This window comes from Roseateles sp. T103 (assembly GCF_057219915.1).
Map to the genome: position 1 here is coordinate 135,938 of NZ_JBXVVS010000005.1, position 17,612 is coordinate 153,549.

General features: G+C 70.5%; 13 protein-coding genes. 10 read left to right on the forward strand and 3 right to left on the reverse strand.

Features of this window, described 5'->3' with window-relative positions:
• Window positions 1-9: 9 nt before the first annotated feature.
• A complete protein-coding gene (locus AC2EBS_RS15100; protein WP_484729262.1) occupies window positions 10-813 on the reverse strand; it encodes a carbon-nitrogen hydrolase family protein in 804 nt (267 codons plus the stop codon).
• Window positions 814-824: 11 nt separating this feature from the next.
• Window positions 825-4,910, reverse strand: a complete 4,086-nt coding sequence (locus AC2EBS_RS15105) for a YhdP family protein (RefSeq protein WP_484729263.1) — start codon at window positions 4,908-4,910, stop codon at window positions 825-827.
• A gap of 153 nt (window positions 4,911-5,063) precedes the next feature.
• On the opposite strand from AC2EBS_RS15105, the gene glnE reads away from it, so the two are divergent.
• The 10 genes from glnE (at window position 5,064) to AC2EBS_RS15155 (ending at window position 16,566) form a co-directional block, all read left to right on the forward strand.
• Complete coding sequence (gene glnE, locus AC2EBS_RS15110) at window positions 5,064-7,835, forward strand: bifunctional [glutamate--ammonia ligase]-adenylyl-L-tyrosine phosphorylase/[glutamate--ammonia-ligase] adenylyltransferase (protein ID WP_484729264.1); 2,772 nt, start codon at window positions 5,064-5,066, stop codon at window positions 7,833-7,835.
• On the forward strand, window positions 7,811-8,407 hold the full coding sequence (gene rrtA, locus AC2EBS_RS15115; RefSeq protein ID WP_484729265.1) for a rhombosortase: 597 nt from the start codon (window positions 7,811-7,813) through the stop codon (window positions 8,405-8,407). Before glnE ends, rrtA begins: the two co-directional genes overlap by 25 nt.
• Before the next feature lie 10 nt (window positions 8,408-8,417).
• The gene (locus AC2EBS_RS15120; RefSeq protein ID WP_484729266.1) at window positions 8,418-9,320 is read left to right on the forward strand and encodes a DMT family transporter; all 903 of its coding nucleotides are present in this window, start codon (window positions 8,418-8,420) and stop codon (window positions 9,318-9,320) included.
• Between the two features lie 95 nt (window positions 9,321-9,415).
• On the forward strand, window positions 9,416-10,072 hold the full coding sequence (locus tag AC2EBS_RS15125; RefSeq protein ID WP_484729267.1) for a glutathione S-transferase: 657 nt from the start codon (window positions 9,416-9,418) through the stop codon (window positions 10,070-10,072).
• A gap of 346 nt (window positions 10,073-10,418) precedes the next feature.
• Window positions 10,419-11,231 (forward strand): PEP-CTERM sorting domain-containing protein, encoded by an 813-nt coding sequence (locus tag AC2EBS_RS15130; RefSeq protein ID WP_484729268.1) that lies wholly within the window; start codon window positions 10,419-10,421, stop codon window positions 11,229-11,231.
• An 87-nt stretch (window positions 11,232-11,318) separates the two neighbouring features.
• On the forward strand, window positions 11,319-13,556 hold the full coding sequence (locus AC2EBS_RS15135; protein WP_484729269.1) for an ExeM/NucH family extracellular endonuclease: 2,238 nt from the start codon (window positions 11,319-11,321) through the stop codon (window positions 13,554-13,556).
• Between the two features lie 18 nt (window positions 13,557-13,574).
• Window positions 13,575-14,246 (forward strand): PEPxxWA-CTERM sorting domain-containing protein, encoded by a 672-nt coding sequence (locus AC2EBS_RS15140; protein ID WP_484729270.1) that lies wholly within the window; start codon window positions 13,575-13,577, stop codon window positions 14,244-14,246.
• Window positions 14,247-14,390: 144 nt separating this feature from the next.
• On the forward strand, window positions 14,391-14,741 hold the full coding sequence (locus AC2EBS_RS15145; RefSeq protein ID WP_484729271.1) for a GntR family transcriptional regulator: 351 nt from the start codon (window positions 14,391-14,393) through the stop codon (window positions 14,739-14,741).
• The gene (locus tag AC2EBS_RS15150) at window positions 14,738-15,640 is read left to right on the forward strand and encodes an ABC transporter ATP-binding protein (RefSeq protein ID WP_484729272.1); all 903 of its coding nucleotides are present in this window, start codon (window positions 14,738-14,740) and stop codon (window positions 15,638-15,640) included. The genes AC2EBS_RS15145 and AC2EBS_RS15150 overlap by 4 nt, the downstream gene beginning before the upstream one ends.
• 29 nt (window positions 15,641-15,669) lie before the next feature.
• The gene (locus AC2EBS_RS15155) at window positions 15,670-16,566 is read left to right on the forward strand and encodes a hypothetical protein (RefSeq protein WP_484729273.1); all 897 of its coding nucleotides are present in this window, start codon (window positions 15,670-15,672) and stop codon (window positions 16,564-16,566) included.
• A gap of 28 nt (window positions 16,567-16,594) precedes the next feature.
• Here AC2EBS_RS15155 and AC2EBS_RS15160 read toward each other — a convergent pair whose 3' ends face one another.
• Window positions 16,595-17,587, reverse strand: coding sequence for a MerR family transcriptional regulator (locus tag AC2EBS_RS15160; RefSeq protein WP_484729274.1), 993 nt, complete (start codon window positions 17,585-17,587; stop codon window positions 16,595-16,597).
• Window positions 17,588-17,612 lie beyond the last annotated feature (25 nt).

Here is a 17,612-nt window from a genome sequence, read left to right on the forward strand (position 1 = left end):
CGAGCAGTCTCACAGCCGGCGGTGCTTCAGCGCCGGCAGCTGGCTGCGCAGCTCGGCCAGGCGCGAGCGGTACAGCTCGGCCACGGCCAGGCCTTCGCCCTCGGGCAGGCAGTCCAGCACCTCGCCCCAGGGGTCGACGATCATCGTGTGGCCCCAGGTGCGACGGCCATTCTCATGCCGGCCGCCCTGGGCCGGTGCGATGACAAAGGCGAGGTTTTCGACCGCTCGTGCGCGCAACAGCAGTTCCCAGTGCGCCTGGCCGGTGGTGTGCGTGAAGGCCGAGGGCACGGCCAGCAGCTCGGCCGACAACGCCCGATAGAGCTCGGGGAAACGCAGGTCGTAGCAGACCGACAGGCCCAGGCGCAGTGCGTCCTCGCCGGCACCGACCTGCAGTGCCACCGGCGTGTCGCCGGCCTCGAGCACGCGGCCCTCGTCATAGCGCTCGCGGCCGTTGTCGTAGCAGAACAGGTGCATCTTGTCGTAGCGCGCGACGCGGCGGCCGTCCGGCGCGAACACCAGGCTGCTGTTGCGCACGCGCTGCGGGTCGGCGGTGCGCAGCGGCAGCGTGCCGCCGATCACCCACAGGCCCAGCTCGCGCGCCGCGTCGGACAGGGTCTGCTGGATGGGCCCGTCGCCCAGCGCCTCGGCGATGGCCAGCTTGTCCTCGTCCTTGCGGCCCATCAGGCAGAAGTACTCGGGCAGCGCGGCCAGCTGTGCGCCGCGCGCGGCGGCCTGCTCCAGCCAGTGGCGGGCGCGGGCGAGGTTCTCGACCACGTCGGGGCTGGAGACCATCTGGATGGCGGCGACTTTCATGGCGGGGCTCCTCACGGGCTGCTGGCGGCCGCGGCGGGCTCGGCCGGTCTCGAGGCCGGCTGCCCAGGCAGCTCGCCCGATTTCAGGCCGGAGGCCGGCTGCCCAGGCAGCTCGCCCTTGTGCTCCACGCGCTCGACCTTGGGATCATCCCAGCTGCCGGTGACGTGGAACTCGCGCGTGTTGGCCGCGATCATCGGCCGGCGCAGCACCAGCTGGGCCAGGAAGGTGGCCAGGCCCACGGCCGGGTTGATCGCGGCATAGGCCAGCGAGGCACCGGCGGCATTGATCTCGGGCACCACCAGCACGCGCAGGTCCTGGGTCTCGGCGGCCAGGTCGGTGCTGCCGGCCATCAGCACCGCAGCCTGCACGCCGGTCATGCGCAGGTTCTGGCTGCTGGCCACGCCGCGCTCGATCTGCACATCGCCGCCGAAGCCATCGAAGGCGAAGCCCTCGTTGAACACGTCGCGGAAGTCCAGCAGCAGCCGGCGCGGCAAGGACTGCAGGCTGAGCACGCCGAGCAGCCGGCCCACGCCCGGCTCGGCCTTGAGGAACTGGCCAGCGTCCAGCGCCACCTTGAACTTGCCGCTCATGCTCGGGTAGTCGGGGCTCAGCGGCGAGCCCTGCCAGCCCAGCGTGCCGGCCAGCTCGCCCTTGCCGCCGCGCAGCACACGGCCCTGGCCCATCGCTTCGAGCAGCCGGCCGGCGTCCTGCACCTCCAGGGTCCATTCCAGCTGCGTGCGTCGGGCGCGCTGGCCCGCTTCGGCCTGCCAACGCCCGCTGGCGTTGAGCACTGCGTCGGGATGGCGCAGCTGCAGCTTGGACAGGCGCCAGTCGCGCTGCGCACCGCTGCTGCGTGCCTCGACCTCGAGCCGGCCCAGGCGCTTGCCGCGCAGCTCGAAGTCCTCGACCACGATGTCCAGCGCCGGCACGCTGGCCGGCTGCTGCTCGAGCAGGCTGCTGACGCGATCGGCCTCGCTCTTGGGCAGCGACAGCCGCGCCAGCCTCGCGAACACCAGGCCCGGCTGGCTACCGCTCGCGGCGCGCAGCTCGAGATAGCCGCTGAGCTGATCGGCGTCGACAGTGCCGCGCCAGCTCTCGCCGACCCGGCTCACACCGGCCACCACATCGTCCAGCGTGCGGCCGTCGACCTGCAGCGTGCGCGCGCGCAGGCCGATCTCGCCGGGCGCGTAGCCGTTGCCTGCACCGGCATCGACGGACTCGCCGAGCAGGCGCCGCGCCTGCTCCTGCCAGGCATCGAGGTTGAGCTGTTCCAGGCTGGCCTGCAGACGCACGCCCTGGGCGGGCAGCGCCGGCAAGCTGTCGTGCAAGGCGATCACGCCGCTGAGCACGCGCGGGCTCTCGCCGCTGAGCTCGCGCAGATAGCGCGCCTGCACCGCGCTGCCGAGCTCGAAGCGCAGCTCGTCGCGCGCGCCGTTGGCCAGCAGCGTGTTCTGCCAGCGCAGCGGCAGCGCGGCGTCGGCACTCTTGCGCAGCGGCGCCGGCAGGTCCAGCGCCATGCCCTGCAGCGAGCTGGTCAGCAGCATCTCGCTGCGCCCCTGCACGAAGCCCAGCTCCAGCCGGTAGGCCGCCTGGCCGCTCATCGCCTGGGCCAGCCGGGCCGGCTGGCCCAGTTCGGTGGCGCGACGCAAGGCCTCCGCGCTGGCCACACCCTGGCCGGCAAAGCGCAGGCTGCCGTCGCGCTGGCTGCCGCCCTCGAAGCTGAGCTCGCCGCCCAGCGCGCGCGCCGCGCCGCCCTGGATGGAGACGCCGCGCCGGTCGAACTCGACCCGCGCCCGCGTGTTGGCCAGCAGCGGCACATCGGGACGCAGGCGCATGTCGTTGCCGGCGAGCAGCACCTGGCCCTTGACGGTGGCGCGCTCCACATCGGCCAGCGGGATCTGCACCGCCAGCTTCAGCGCCGCATTGCCGGTGGCGCTGGCCAGATCCAGCGCATGGCCGGTCCAGCCGCCCAGCGGCGAGGCGCGCATGAAGCCCAGCAGCTCGGCCGCCGGCCCGCGGCCGCTGCCCTCCAGCGCCAGCACCTGCTTGTGCATCAGGTCCTTGATGCCGCCGTTGACGCCGTAAAGCTCATAGCCGAGCACGCGCGCGCGGCCGTTCCTGATCTGCATGCCGGCACGCTCGAACACCAGCTCGGCATTGACCTTGTCCATCACCGGCCAGGGCGATTCCCAGGCCGGCGCCGTGGCGGTGGCCGCATGGCTGGGCACATAGGCCAGCTGCACGTCCTCGGCCTGCGTGCTGATGCGGAACTGCCCCTGCGCGCTCTGGTCGAAGGGGAAATCCCAGAGGTCGCCGCGCACGCGGATTTGCACATTCCGGGCCACGCCGGAGCGCACCGCATCGCGCACATAAACGCGCGCATCGGCGCCCACGCCCAGCGGCAGGTAGCGGGCCACACTCGTCGCCTGCGCCTCGTCGAGGCGGCCATTGAGTTCCAGATAGCCGGGGAAGCGCGCGCCGCGGCCGGGCTTGTCGGCCGGACCGGCGCCGGTGCGCCACAGTGCGTCCAGCTGCCCGCGCAGATCGGCGTTGGCGATGCGCAGCTCGCTGACGCGCAGCTCCACCATGGGCAGCGCGCCTTCGCGCGGCGTCAGCGTCCAGCTGAGCGCGGCGCTGGCCTCCGGCAATTCGAGCCGCGGCTGCTCGAACACGCCGGGCAGCTCCACCGCGCCATCGCTGAACTTCAGCCGCGCCTGGCCGCCCTTCTCGCTGGCGTCCAGCTGCAGGCTGGCACCGGCGATGCCGGGACGGCCGGCCACCCGCGACTCGGACGCCGGCCGGGCCACCAGGCTGAGCTCCTCCAGCGTCGCCTTGACGCGGTAGCCCTTCAGCGCCTCCAGCGGCCCCTGCCACTGCGCCTGAAGCGCACGCACATGGCCCTGCGGCGCGAGCTCGCTGAGCAGGCGGCGCTGCGGCTCGGCCAGCGGCAGCCGGCTGGCGATCTGCGCCATCAACTGCAGATCCAGCTGCTCGGCAGCGAGCTCGCCGCCCGGCGCATCGGCCCGCTCGGACAGCTGCAGCCGCCAGTCGGAGCGCGGCCAGACCAGACCGTCGTCGCCCTCGAAGCCCAGCTGCGTGGCAGCGATCGAGAGGCCGCGCTCGTCGCGCTTGAGCGCCACCCGGCCTTCGATGCGCGCCAGGTCCAGCGCATCGATGTGCTCCGCCAGGCGCAGCCGCACCGCGCGCAGCGCCAGGTCCAGCGTCAGGCCGCTGACCTCGCCCTCGCGCAGGTCCAGCCAGGCGCGCAGCGCGCCGTCGCCCTCGCTGAGCTCGAAAGGCAGGCTCACATGGCGGCGCAGCTGGCTGACATCGGCGCGCGGCAGCTCCGCATACAGCTGACCGCTCCAGTGCGAGAGCTCGCCAGCGCGGCGCAGCAGCGACTGGGTGAAACGGCCGCGCAGCGAGAAGCGCTGGCCCCAGGCCGCCGGCGGCGTGGCGTCCAGGCGGATCGCATGGCGGCGCAGGCCGTTCTGCACCAGCAGGTCCAGCTCGCCCAGCTCCAGCGCCGCGCCGCCGCGCAGCTCGTCCACCCAGCGCACCCGGCCCTGACGGATGACGAACTCGTGCTGCGAGAAGAACCAGTCCAGCAGCGCATCACCGGTCTCGGCCGGTCCGGCGCTCTCCACGTCCAGGCCCGCCACCAGGATGCGGCCCCGGGCATCGCGGCGCACCTCCAGCTCTGGCGCGTCCACCAGCAACTGCTCGAAACGCAGCTCGAAGGCCAGCAGCGAGCGCGCCGACAGCGCCGCGCTGACCAGGGGCAGGCGCAGCGCCTCGCGACCGGCCTTGTCGAGCAGGCGCACATCCTGCAGCGTCAGCGCCGGGATCCAGCCGCCGGAGCTGACCTCGATGTGGCCTATGCGCAGCGCCATACCCAGGTTGCGCTCGGCGGCTTGTTCGATGCGGGGACGCCACTCGTCGATGTGCGGCAGAATGAGCCAGTGCAAGAGCAGCAGGGCCGTCAGCAGCAAGATCCACAGCGCCAGCACCCCGCGCAGGGACCAGCGCACGACGCTGCGTATCCAGCGGGGTACGCGTACGAACTTGGCGGAGGCGGCGGACGGACGGACGGACACGGGTATGTGGGAATCGAGCGCCTCGGAGCCGCGATTCGACGTCGCCGTGGCTTCGAACCACCGGCTGCCATGCACGACGCAGCGACAGCAGCAGCGCAACGCAGTCCGGCACCCCCAGGATGGCCGGGAATCTAGCACAGCCACCATAGGCCCATGAGCGTCCCCGAGCCCTCTTTGCACTCCGAAACCAGCCCGGCCGCGCGCGCGGATCACAGCCGCTTCGTGCAGCGCATCCGTCGCCGCTATGCCGCGGAGCTGGCGCTGCTGCCGCCGGGGCTGCCCGACCGCGCTGCCATCGAGGCGACGGTGGCGGCCCTGCAGGCCGGCGGCCGCAGCCTGGCCGCTGCGCTGCGGGTGGCGCGCCAGCTGGTGCTGGAGCGCCTGGCCGTGCTCGACGTCGAGCAGGGCGCGCCAATGAAGGCGATCACCGAGGTGATGACCACGCTGGCCGAGACCACCTTGTGCCTGGCACTGGCGGACGCGCGCGCGGCCCAGGACGCGATCAACGGCGCGCCGCGCAACGCGCAGGGCGAGGTGATAGCGTTCTGGGTGGTCGGCATGGGCAAGCTCGGCGGCCGCGAACTCAATGTCTCGTCGGACATCGACCTGATCTATGTCTACGACGACGACGGAATGACCGACGGGCCGCAGCAGACCACGGCGCACGAGTACTTCGCCCAGGTGGCGCGGCGCCTGTACACATTGATCGGCGATGTGACCGACGAGGGTCAGGTCTTTCGCGTCGACCTGGCGCTGCGCCCCAACGGCAACTCCGGTCCGCCGGTGGTCAGCCTGGCGATGCTGGAGGAGTACTTCCTCGTCCAGGGCCGCGAATGGGAGCGCTTCGCCTGGCTGAAGAGCCGCGTCGTCGCGCCGCTGGACGCGGCCAGCCTGAAGCGCGCGCTGGCGCTGCGCTCGCTGGTCACGGCCTTCGTGTACCGGCGCTATCTGGATTACGGCGTCTTCGAGGGCCTGCGCCAGCTGCACCGCAAGATCCGTGACGAGGCCCAGCGTCGCGCCGCCGGCCGACCCGAGCGTGCCAACGACGTGAAGCTCTCGCGCGGCGGTATCCGCGAGATCGAGTTCATCGTGCAGTTGCTCCAGGTGGTGCGCGGCGGCCAGTTCCCCGAAATCCGCACCCGCTCGACAGTGAAGGCGCTGTCGCGCGTCGCCGCACGCGGGCTGATGAAGCCGGAGACCGCCGAGAAGCTGCAGGCCGCCTACGACTTCCTGCGCCGCATCGAGCACCGCATCCAGTACCTGGACGACCAGCAGACCCATTTGCTGCCCACTGCCGATGGCGACCTCGCCTGGATCGCGCAGAGCATGGCCATGACCTGCAAGCCCGAAGCCTGCGAGCTGCTCGACAAGCTGTGCGAGGTGCGCGAGCTGGTGGCCACCGAGTTCGATGCGCTGCTGCACGACGGTCAGGCGCCGGCGCCTGCCGGTGGCGGCAACGGCTGCCGCAACTGCGGCAGTGCGCCGCTGCCGGTGGATGCCGACGACTTCCTCGACAAGCTGCAGCCCGAGCTGGCCAGTGCGGTGCGCCGCTGGGCGCAGCAGCCGCGTGTGCAGGCGCTGCGCGAGGAATCCCGGCTGCGCCTGGCCAGGCTGATCGGCCGCGCCGACCAGGCGGTACGCGACGAGGGCTGCAGCCTGGACGCCGCGGTGCGCTTCGTCGAGTGGATCGAGCCGCTGCTGCGCCGCGAGGCCTATCTGGCCCTGCTGGTCGAGCGGCCCTCGGTACAGACGCGGCTGCTGCGCCTGCTCGGCCTGGCACGCTGGCCGATGCGCTACCTGATGCAGCATCCCGGCGTGATCGACGAGCTGGCCGATGCGCGGCTGCTCAACGAACGCTTCGACGGACAGGTCTACTACCAGGACCTGCAAGCGCGCCACGCCGGCTGGGAGCGCTCCGGCGAGGCCGACGAGGAGCAGCTGCTCGACACGCTGCGCCGCGCCCACCATGCGGAGGTGTTCCGCACCCTGGTGCGTGATGTCGAAGGCAGCATCACGGTGGAGCAGGTGGCCGACGAGCTGTCGGCGCTGGCCGACGCCACCGTGCAGTGCGCGATCGACTGGGCCTGGGCGCGGCTGAAGCAAGCGCACCGGCCGGCGCCGCGCTTCGCGGTGATCGCCTACGGCAAGCTCGGCGGCAAGGAGCTGGGCTACGGCGGCGACCTGGACGTGGTCTTCCTCTTCGACGACGCCGACCCGAGCGAGAACATCAGCGCGGCCGAGATCTACGGCGCCTTCGTGCGCAAGCTGATCACCTGGCTGACGCTGCGCACCGCGGCCGGCGAGCTGTTCGACATCGATACGGCACTGCGCCCCAACGGCAACTCGGGCCTGCTGGTGACCTCGATGGACTCCTTCGAGAACTACCAGACCGGCCGCGGCAGCAACACCGCCTGGACCTGGGAACACCAGGCCATCACGCGGGCACGCTTCTGCGCCGGCGATGCGGCGCTGGCCGAGCGCTTCGAGCGCGTGCGCCGCGCCGTGCTCACCGCCGAGCGCGATGGCGCGGCGCTGCGCGGCGAGGTGCAAGCGATGCGCGAGAAAGTGCGCCAGTCCCGGCCGGTGCGCGCCGGCATGTTCGACGTCAAGCACAGCCCCGGCGGCATGATGGACGCCGAGTTCGCGCTGCAGTACCTGGTGCTGCTGCATTCACGCGCTCACGCCGAGCTGCTCGACAACGCCGGCACCATCGCGCTGCTGCAGCGCGCGGAAAGCTCCGGCCTGCTGCCCGAGGGCGTGGGCCGCGCCGCCGCCGATGCCTACCGCGAGCTGCGCCGCGTTCAGCACAAGGCGCGCCTGGACGAGCAGTCGACCGCGCTGGACGAGGCGGCGGTCGAAGCGGCCGGTCTGGGCAGGCATCGCGACGCGGTGCTGGCGTTGTGGCGCAGCGTCTTCCCCGCCTGAGCGCCTGGGTCGCGCTGGCGCTGCTGCATGCGGCGGCAGCGCTGGCCGTCTGGCCGCTGTCGCGCGAGGGGCTGGACTGGCAGCCCGCGCTCGCGGCCGCCCAGCCCTGGCGCGCGCTCAGCGCTGCCTGGGTGCACTGGAGCCCGACGCACCTGCTGGCCAATCTGGCCGGCTGCGCGGCGCTCGCCTGGCTGGGCTGGCGCGCCCGCCTGGGGCCGGGCCAGGCCCTGGCCTGGCTGGCGGCCTGGCCGCTGACGCAGGCGATGCTGCTGGGCTGGCCAGCGCTGCAGCATTTCGGCGGGCTCTCGGGCGTGCTGCATGCTGGCGCCGCGATCGCCGCGATCGAGTTGCTTGCGCGCCGCGGGCGCGAGCGCCTGATCGGCTCGCTGCTCGGTGCCGGGCTGCTGCTCAAGCTGACCCTGGAGGCACCGCTGGGGCCGGCGATGCGCGAGCTGGAAGGCTGGGACATCGCCATCGCACCAGCCGCGCACCTCAGTGGCACGCTGGCCGGTGCGCTCTGCGCCCTGCTGCTGCGCGCCTGGCGCATGCGGCAGGCGCTGCGGCAGGCATGATGCGTGGCACATGATCGCAACGCCCGAACGCAAATCGCATCTCGACAGTTTCGCCATCACCTCGCTGCTGCTGTGCTGCGCGCTGTGGGGCCTGAACCAGGTCGCGGCCAAGGCTGCGCTCACCGAGATCAGCCCGCTGTGGCAGGCCGGACTGCGCTCGCTGGGTGCGGCAGTGCTGGTGGCGCTGTGGGCGCGCTGGCGCGGTATTGCGCTGTTCCGGCGCGACGGCAGCCTGCCGGGCGGCCTGCTGGCCGGCCTGCTCTTCGGCCTGGAGTTCGCCTGCATCTTCATCGGCCTGCAGTTCACCAGTGCCTCGCGCATGGTGGTGTTCATCTACCTGAGCCCCTTCGTCGTCGCGCTGGGCATGCCCTTCATCGCGCGCTCGGAGCGGCTGACGCTGCGCCAGGGCGCCGGGCTGCTGATCGCCTTCGGCGCGGTGGCCTGGGCTTTTGCCGAGGGCTTCGGCGGCGCCGGCGCCTCACCGCTGCAGTGGCTGGGCGATGCTTTGGGCCTGCTGGCGGCGCTGCTGTGGGGCGGTACGACGCTGGCGATTCGCGCCACGCGGCTCGCGCAGGCCAGCGCCGAGAAGACCCTGCTCTACCAGCTGGGCGTCTCGGGGCTGGGCCTGACAGCGGCGGCGCTGCTGGTCGGCGAGCCGGCGCCGCTGCAGTGGTCGGCGCGCCTGGGCGGGCTGATGTTCTTCCAGACGGTGGTCGTCTCCTTCGCCAGCTATCTGCTGTGGTTCTGGCTGATCCGCCACTACCCGGCCACGCGGCTGGCCAGCTTCACGCTGGCCACGCCGCTGTTCGGCCTGCTGGCCGGCGTGCTGCTGCTGGGCGAGCCGTTGACCTTGCGCCTGGTCGTCGCACTGGCTGCCCTGGCCGCCGGCATCGCGCTGGTGAACCGGCGCTGACGACGCTGTCCCCTGCGCGGCAACTCCGCCAGGCATGGCGCCTTAGACTGCGCGCACGCCGAGCATTCTTCAACCTGACGTCGAGGAGACAGATCATGATCACGCTGTGCGGTTTCTCGCTGAGCAACTACTACAACAAGGTCAAGATGGCCCTGCTGGAGAAGGGCATCCCCTTCCAGGAAGAGCTGGTGATGACCCGCTCGAAGGAAGAGGCGGTGCTGTCCTGCACGCCGCTGGGCAAGATCCCCTACATCCGTACCGAGCAGGGCCCGCTGTGCGAGAGCCAGGTGATCATGGACTACCTGGAAGCGGCCTATCCGACGCCGGCGCTGATCCCGGCGGATCCCTTCGCCGCCGCCAAGGTGCGCGAGCTGATCACCTACATCGAGCTGCATCTGGAGCTGGTGGCGCGCGAGCTCTACGGCCAGGCCTTCTTCGGCGGCAGTTGCAGCGACGCCGACAAGGAGCGCGTGCGCCGCCAGCTCGACAAGAACATCCCCGCCTTCAAGCGCCTGGCCAAGTTCTCGCCCTATATCGCTGGCGACAGCTTCACGATGGCCGACTGCTCGGCCTGGGTCAGCCTGCCGCTGGTCGCGATGGCCACCAAGGCGGTGCTCGGCGAAGACCTGCTCGCTGCCCATGGCGTGGACTGGAAGGGCTATGTGAAGATGATCGGCGAGCGAGCGTCGGCGCAGAAGGTCAGCGCCGACCGCAAAGCTGACCAGGAGCGCATGGCGGCTGCCAAGGGCTGATTCACAGCCGCACATCGGCAGGGCTCCCGCGCGGAGCCCTTTGTCTTTTCTCTTGATGTCGATGGCTTGCCAGCAATCGACGCCTGGACGGCGAAGGGTGCGGCGCCGCGCCACAACATTGCGATGTCCCCTGAGCATCGGCACGTCATTGCGCAAATCTGGCGCAAACGTTCTTCAGGGCTGACCCGGCCCCGCATTCGCGGGGGTTTTCCAGGTTCCGCCCCGGCATGACACGACAAATTCACGCAATCCCTGAAACATCGCTGGCGTTTTGCACCGCAGCATTGCCAAACGTTTTACGTCTGCCAGCTGCCCCACTCAAGCCACCAGCATCGGGAGTCCCGCCGTGTCCAAGCGCCTTCTTGCTACTGCCGCTCTCGCTGCGGCCGCCGCCTCGCCCGCCCATGCCGCCATCCAGCTGACGGATGGCAACCTCGTCTACAGCCAGGACTTCAACACCCTGGCCAGCAGCGGTGCCACCGTTCCCTGGCTCAATGACAACACCCTGGCGGGGTGGAGCCTGTTCACGGCCAGCGGCACCGCAATCGCCAGCTACACGACGGGCACCGGCAGTACCAACACCGGCAGCTTTTTCAGCTTCGGCACGACCGGCAGTGCAGAGCGCGCGCTGGGTGGCATTGCCTCGGGTGGCGCCTACTTCGGCTCCCCGGCGTCAGGCGCCGTGGCCGGCTACATCGCCGTCGCGTTCACGAACAGCAGCAGCATCGCCTTCGACAGCTTCACGCTGCGCTTCGACGGCGAGCAGTGGCGCAACGGCGGCAACACCTCGGCGCAGACCATGGCTCTGCAGTACGGCTTCGGCAGCAGCTTTGCCAGCGTGAGCAACTGGACTGCGCCGGGCGGCAACTTCGACTGGTCCTCACCCACCGTCGGCAGCACGGCGGCCGCGGTCGACGGCAACGCGAGCGGCCTGCTGGCCAACCGCGGCGGCACCGTCAACGGACTGAGCTGGAACCCCGGCGAGACGCTGTGGATACGCTGGGTCGAGAACAACGACACCGGCAACGACCATGGCCTGGCCATCGACAACGTCGCGCTGAGCGTCACCTCGCCAGTGCCCGAGCCCAGCAGCTACGCGCTGATGCTCGCCGGCCTTTGCGCCGTCGGCCTGATCGCCCGTCGCCGCCGCCGGGACTGAGCCGGCCGAACGGGCGCCGGCCACAGCAGGGCGCGCACGCCGCACCGGCGCCCTGCATCGATGAACACCAAGCGAAGAACACCCGCCATGAACACCTCCCTGCATCTGTTGCGGCGAACCGGCCTTGCGCTGGCGCTGTCGGCGCTGTCGGCCCTGGCCGCCGCAGCCGACACGCCGATCTATCTGATCCAAGGCAGCGGCGCGACCAGCACCTACGTCAACCAGAGCATCACGACCACCGGTGTCGTCACCAGGCTCAATAACAACGGCTTCTACATCCAGGACCTCACCGGCGACAACAACCCGGCCACCTCGGACGGCATCTTCGTCTTCAGCAGCGCGCACACGCCTGCCGTTGGCAGCCTGGTGCGCGTGGCCGGCACGGTGCTCGAGTTCAACACCGGCGCAGCGTCCAACACCGTCACCAGCAGCCAGCCGCTGACACAGATCAGCAATGTCAGCAGCGTCACCGTGCTGGGCACCGGCTACAACATCGCGCCGGTGGATGTCAGCCTGCCGCTGGCCGGCGGCGACAGCCTGGAGCGCTTCGAGGGCATGCTGGTGCGCCTGCTCGGCCCGCTGACCGTGCAGCAGAACTACTTCCAGGCCCGCTACGGCCAGCTGACGCTGGGCTCAGGCGGCCGCTTCGAGACGCCGACCAATCGTCATCGCCCGGGCAGCAGCCAGGCCATCGCGCTGGCCGAGCTGCAGGCCCGCTCGGCGGTGCTGCTCGACGACGGCAGTTCGGCACAAAACCGCAACCCCATGCCCCACTACCAGGGCAATGGACTGCCGCGTGCTGGCGACACCGTGGCGTCGGTGACCGGGGTGGTCGACTTCGGCCTGGCCACGGCCAGCACCGGCGGCGCGGCGATGTACCGCATCCATCCCACCACGGCGCCGAGCTTCGCCGCCACCAACCCGCGGCCCGCCACGCCGCCGGCGGTCGGCGGCAACATCCGCGTCGCCGCCGCGAACGTGCTGAACTTCTTCACCACCTTCACCAACGGCGCCACTGCCAGCGGCCAGAGCGGCCAGGGCTGCACCGAGGGCGGATCGAGCAGCGCATCCAACTGCCGCGGCGCCAACAACATCACCGAGTTCCAGCGCCAGCGCGACAAGATCGTGCGCATGCTCGCAGGCCTCGACGCCGATGCGGTCGGCCTGATGGAGATCCAGAACAACGGCAGCACCGCGGTGCAAAACCTGGTCGATGCGCTCAACGCCCATCTGGGCAGCAGCGCCTATGCCGTCGTGCCCGACCCGGCGACCGGCACCGGCAGCGATGCGATCAAGGTGGCGATGATCTACAAGCCGGCGCGTCTGAGCCGCGTCGGCGCATCGCTCAGCGATACCGCGCAGGTGAACAACCGGCCGACGCTGGCACAGACCTTCGCCGCGGCCAATGGCGAGCGCTTCACGCTGGTCGTGAACCACCTCAAGTCCAAGGGCTGCTCCGGCGCCAGCGGCAGCGACGCCGACCAGGGCGACGGCCAGGGCTGCTGGAATGCGACCCGGGTCCAGCAGGCGCGCCAGCTGCGCAACTTCGTCGCCCAGCTGCAGTCCGGCTCGGGCAGCAATGACGTGCTGCTGGTCGGCGACTTCAATGCCTATGCACAGGAAGACCCCATCTACGAGCTGACCAGCAACGGCTTCGTCGACCAGATCGGCCGCTTCAACGGCTTCGGCTACTCCTATGTCTTCGATGGCGCGGCCGGTCGCCTGGACCACGCCATCGCCAGCCAGAGCCTGTCGGCCAAGGTCAGCAGCGCCAAGGACTGGCACATCAATGCCGACGAGTCGCTGGCCCAGGACTACAACCTGGAGTTCAAGCAGCCCGCCTGCGCAAGCTGCGCGCCCGATCCCTACGACGGCAGCCTGCCCTATCGCTCCTCCGACCACGACCCGGTGCTGATCGGCCTGAACCTGTACAAGCAGATCCTCGGCACCGCCGGCCGCGACACCCTGGTCGGCACGGCTGGCGACGACATGCTCGTCGGCGGCACCGGTGCCGACACGCTGAGCGGCGGCGCCGGTGCGGACCTGTTCGCCTACACCTCGATGCGCGATGCCGGCGACACCATCACCGACTTCGCGCCAGGCCTCGATCGCCTGGACCTGCGCACCCTGCTGGCCGGCCTGGGCTATGCCGGCAGCGAGCCGGTGGCCGAGGGCTGGGTGCGCTTCGTCGCCGTCGCCAGCGGCACCAGCGTGCAGATCGACGCCGACGGCCCCGGCACTGCCGCCGTCTTCCGGCCGCTGCTGACGCTGCAAGGCGTCAGCCCGGCCAACCTCGACGCTGCCCGCGATCTGCTGGTGCGCTGATCGCCTGGAGCCCTGACGATGAACAAGCAGACCCTCCGCTCTCATCTGCTGCGTCTTGCCGCAGCGCTGGCGCTGGCACAGGCAGTGGCCAGCCCGGCACACGCGCTGGCCAGCAGCGACAGCCTCACCGGCTGGACCGTGCTGGGCGACGCGCTCGCACTGGGTGGCAAGCTGTCCCTCACCACCGCCTACCGCGACGGCGATGCGGACCAGCTCGGCAATCTGTCCGGCAACTCGGCTGTCGAGATTAATCGCATCGAGCCGGCCGCAGGCCTGCCCAGCTATGCACTGGACCTCAGTGCCGCAGATTACGCGGTCGAGGGCTCGCTGCTGCAGCAGAGCTTCGCCGTGGTGGCCGGCCAGACGTTGAGCTTCAGCTGGAGCTTCAGCAGCCTGGACACTTTCGCGCTGGACCATGCCTTCGCCGTCGTCAACGGCCAGGTCTTCACGCTGGCCACCACGGCCCAGCCTGGCGCAGCCAGTCAGAGCTTCAGCTACACCTTTGGCCAGAGCGGCATGGCCAGCTTCGCGCTGGGCGTGGTCGACACCACCGACGTCAGTGGCGTCTCGCGCCTGGACGTCAGCAACCTGCAGATCAGCGCCGTGCCCGAGCCGGGCAGCTGGGCGCTGATGCTGGCGGGCCTGGGCGCCGTCGGCGCGCTGCTGCGCCGCCGCCGCAGCGAAGGCTGACGCGGCGCGTCCAGCCACGCCGGGCCGTCGCCCGGCACCGCAGTTCGTCGGCCCGCCGTGCAGCCTGTCGCCCGGCGCTGGGGTGGCGCGAGTCCGCTTGATATGGTGTGCTACATCAGCAACACAGCAAGCAGGACATGCCCCATGCAGAGCTGGAACGATTCCTCGCCGATCTATCAGCAGCTGGCCGATCGACTGGCCGCGCAGCTGCTCGACGGCCAGCCGCCCGAAGGCGACGCCATGCCCTCGGTACGCAGCCTGGCCAGCCAGTACCTGATCAATCCGCTGACGGTCAGCCGCGCGCTGCAAGCCCTGGTCGACAACGGCTTGGTCGAGAGTCGCCGCGGCATCGGCATGTATGTGCGCACCGGCGCCCGCGCCCGCCTGCGGCAGAGCGAACGCGAGCACTTCCTCCATGAGGAATGGCCGCTGCTGCGCGAGCGGCTGCGCCGGCTCGGCCTGGGCGCCAAGGACCTGAACTGGGAGACGCAATGAGCAGCACTGACTCGCAAGAACAACAACCGCAAGCCCTGGTCGAGGCTCGCAACTTCAGCCTGCGCTACGGCCGCAAGACCGCGCTAGACCAGCTCAGTTTCAGCATCCCCCGGGGACGTGTCGTCGGCCTGCTGGGGCACAACGGCGCCGGCAAGACCTCGCTGATGAAGGCGATGGTCGGCTTGCAGCGTGGACAGGGCCATCTGCAGGTGCTCGGCCTCGATCCCGTCGCGCAGCGCAGCGAGCTGCTCAGCGCGCTGTCCTACATCCCCGACGTGGCGGTGCTGCCGCGCTGGGCGCGGGTCAGCGAGCTGATCACGCTGATGAGCGGCCTGCAGCCGCGCTTCTCGGCCGAGCGGGCACGGGCGCTGCTCAAGCGCACCAGCGTCTCGCTGGACGACAAGGTGAAGAGCCTGTCCAAGGGCATGGTCACGCAGGCGCATCTGGCGCTGGTGGCGGCCATCGACAGCCGGCTGCTCATCCTCGACGAGCCTACGTTGGGGCTGGACGTGATGTCGCGCAGCGCCTTCTACTCGATGCTGATCGACGAGTGGTGCGACGGCGAGCGCACGGTGCTGATCTCCACCCATCAGGTCGAAGAGGTCGAGACCCTGCTGACCGACGTGATGATGCTCGACGAGGGCCGGCTGGTGCTGAACATCAGCCTGGAGGAAATCGACTCGCGCTTCGTTGCGCTGAGCCACGACGCTGCTGCCGCCGAAGCTGTCGCCGCGGCGCACCCGCTGCTGCGCTACCGGCTGCAGGACCGTCCGGTCGCGCTGTTCGACGGCGCGCCGCCCGAACCGGTGGCCGCGCTGGGTCAGCGCATGCGGCCCAGCCTGGTCGACCTGTTCCTCGCGCTGACGCGCAAGCCCGAACTGCAACGCCGGCAGGCCTGATGCCGCGGCGCCGACTGGAGACGACTCCGATGACAAACTTTTCGACAAGCCGGATGCGCGCGCTGATGCTGCGCGAATGGATGCAGCACCACCGTGGCTGGTTCGCGGTGATGCTGGCGTTGCCGCTGATCGTGGCGCTGCTGCTGCCCTTCGGTGGGGTGGAGGTCGGCGGGCACAACGAGCCGGCGCTGCTGGCCGGGGCAGTGCTGATGGCCAGCGCCGCGGTGGTGTGCGGCCTGAGCTGGGTCGTGATGCTGCTGCAGCTGCCGGGCCTGGCCCGACGAGACCAGCAGGACCGCTCGATCGAGTTCTGGCTCTCGCTGCCCGCCAGCCACAGCGAAAGCGTGATGGCGACCTTGCTGATGCATGTGGCCGTGCTGCCGCTGCTGGCGCTGGTCGTGGGCGCCGCGCTCGGCTTGCCGTTCAGCGCCGCCTTCGTCATCAAGGTCCACGGGTTCAGCGGCCTCGAACAGGTGCCCTGGTTCACTCTGCTGGCAGCTGGCGGCGTGCTGCTGCTGCGCGCGGCCCTGGGCCTGCTGCTGCTGGGACTGTGGCTGGCTCCGCTGTACCTGCCGGTGATGGCTGCATCGGCCTGGCTGGGGCGTTGGGGAGCACCTGCGCTGATCGGCGTGGTACTGATCGGCGGCGGCGTGCTGCGCCAGCTGTATGACAACAACATCGTCTTCGAGTTGCTCCGTCAGCAGCTCAGCGCCGGATTGAACGCGAGCACCCTGGACCCGGATTCCCTGGCGCGGCCCGCCAGCGATCTGTCCGCAGGTTTCGTCGCCGAGGTGGCACGCCTGGCCGGACAGGATGCACTGCAAGCGCTGGGCCAGATCTTCAGCTCGCCGAACTTCTTGCTTGGCCTGCTGGTCGCCGCCGCAGCCTTTGCGCTGCTGCTGCTGCAACGTCGCCGCGCGGGCTGATCCATGGCGCCGGCCGGCGCCGCAAACGTCAGCGCGATACCGACGTCCGGCGCCAGCGCTGAACTTCGCCGGCAATGCGCGCCAGCTCGGTTACGGCATGCACGCCCTGCGGCAGGCGGCGGCGCGTCAGCAGCGCATTGCCGCCCCCCGCCCATAGCTCGGTCTGCGGCGCCAGGGTCACGCGCAGCTCGCTCAGGGCGGTTAGCAGCGGCGCGGCGGGCAGGTAGCTGCTGCAGCTCAAAGCCACGATGTCCGAGCGGTGTGCACGTGCCGCTGCAGCAATCTCCGCAACCGGCGTCTGCACGCCCAGCGAGAGACACAGGCAGCCCTCCAGACTGAACATCGCCTCGGCCATCAGCAGGCCCAGGCCATGGTGCTCGCCAGGCAGCGTCGCCAGCAGCACCCGCGGGCCGGCGGCGTCGCCGCTGCGTGGCAGCGTCTGCAAGGCCACGCGCAGAGACGATTGCACGGTCTCGCAATAGACATGCTCCTCGAACACCTGCAGCGCGCCTTGCAGCCACAACTCGCCGACCTGGCGGGTCAGTGGCGCAACCAGATCCTGGACCGCCGACGCAAGCCCCATGCGCAGCAAGGCCTGCGAGAGCAGGCGTCGCAATTCGTCGAAACGATGTGCGCGCAGCGCTTCGATGAAGGGCTCCAGTACTTCATCGCGCGCCGTCAGCGGTGCGGCAGTGCGCAGCGCGCTGCCCAGCAGTTCGCCAAGCTCCTCTTCTGAAGCCGGCACCAGGCGACCGGGTCTGTAACCACGGTCGAGCAGCCGCTTGACCAGCAGCAGCTTACGCACCTGCGCCCGGGAATAGAGCCGCTCGCCATGGGCATCGCGTTGCGGTTGCGGAAAGCCATAGCGCCGCTCCCAGACTCGCAGGCTGTCCTTGCTGATACCGGTATCGCGCTCGACGACAGCGATGCCCACGCCCTCAGTGCCTGCGGTCGGCGGCGCCGCCGGCAAGGCCGGCGCGCCGCTCTGGCTGGCTATCGGGCTGCCCCCGTTTTCTGGCACAGCGCCACTCCTCACTGAGTTTGTC

Excerpts from the sequence above, each read along its gene's own strand:
- AC2EBS_RS15100 (WP_484729262.1), bottom strand. The coding sequence starts at position 813 with ATGAAAGTCGCCGCCATCCAGATGGTCTCCAGCCCCGACGTGGTCGAG.
- glnE (WP_484729264.1), top strand. The coding sequence starts at position 5,064 with ATGAGCGTCCCCGAGCCCTCTTTGCACTCCGAAACCAGCCCGGCCGCG.
- AC2EBS_RS15120 (WP_484729266.1), top strand. The coding sequence starts at position 8,418 with ATGATCGCAACGCCCGAACGCAAATCGCATCTCGACAGTTTCGCCATC.
- AC2EBS_RS15125 (WP_484729267.1), top strand. The coding sequence starts at position 9,416 with ATGATCACGCTGTGCGGTTTCTCGCTGAGCAACTACTACAACAAGGTC.
- AC2EBS_RS15135 (WP_484729269.1), top strand. The coding sequence starts at position 11,319 with ATGAACACCTCCCTGCATCTGTTGCGGCGAACCGGCCTTGCGCTGGCG.
- AC2EBS_RS15140 (WP_484729270.1), top strand. The coding sequence starts at position 13,575 with ATGAACAAGCAGACCCTCCGCTCTCATCTGCTGCGTCTTGCCGCAGCG.
- AC2EBS_RS15145 (WP_484729271.1), top strand. The coding sequence starts at position 14,391 with ATGCAGAGCTGGAACGATTCCTCGCCGATCTATCAGCAGCTGGCCGAT.
- AC2EBS_RS15150 (WP_484729272.1), top strand. The coding sequence starts at position 14,738 with ATGAGCAGCACTGACTCGCAAGAACAACAACCGCAAGCCCTGGTCGAG.
- AC2EBS_RS15155 (WP_484729273.1), top strand. The coding sequence starts at position 15,670 with ATGACAAACTTTTCGACAAGCCGGATGCGCGCGCTGATGCTGCGCGAA.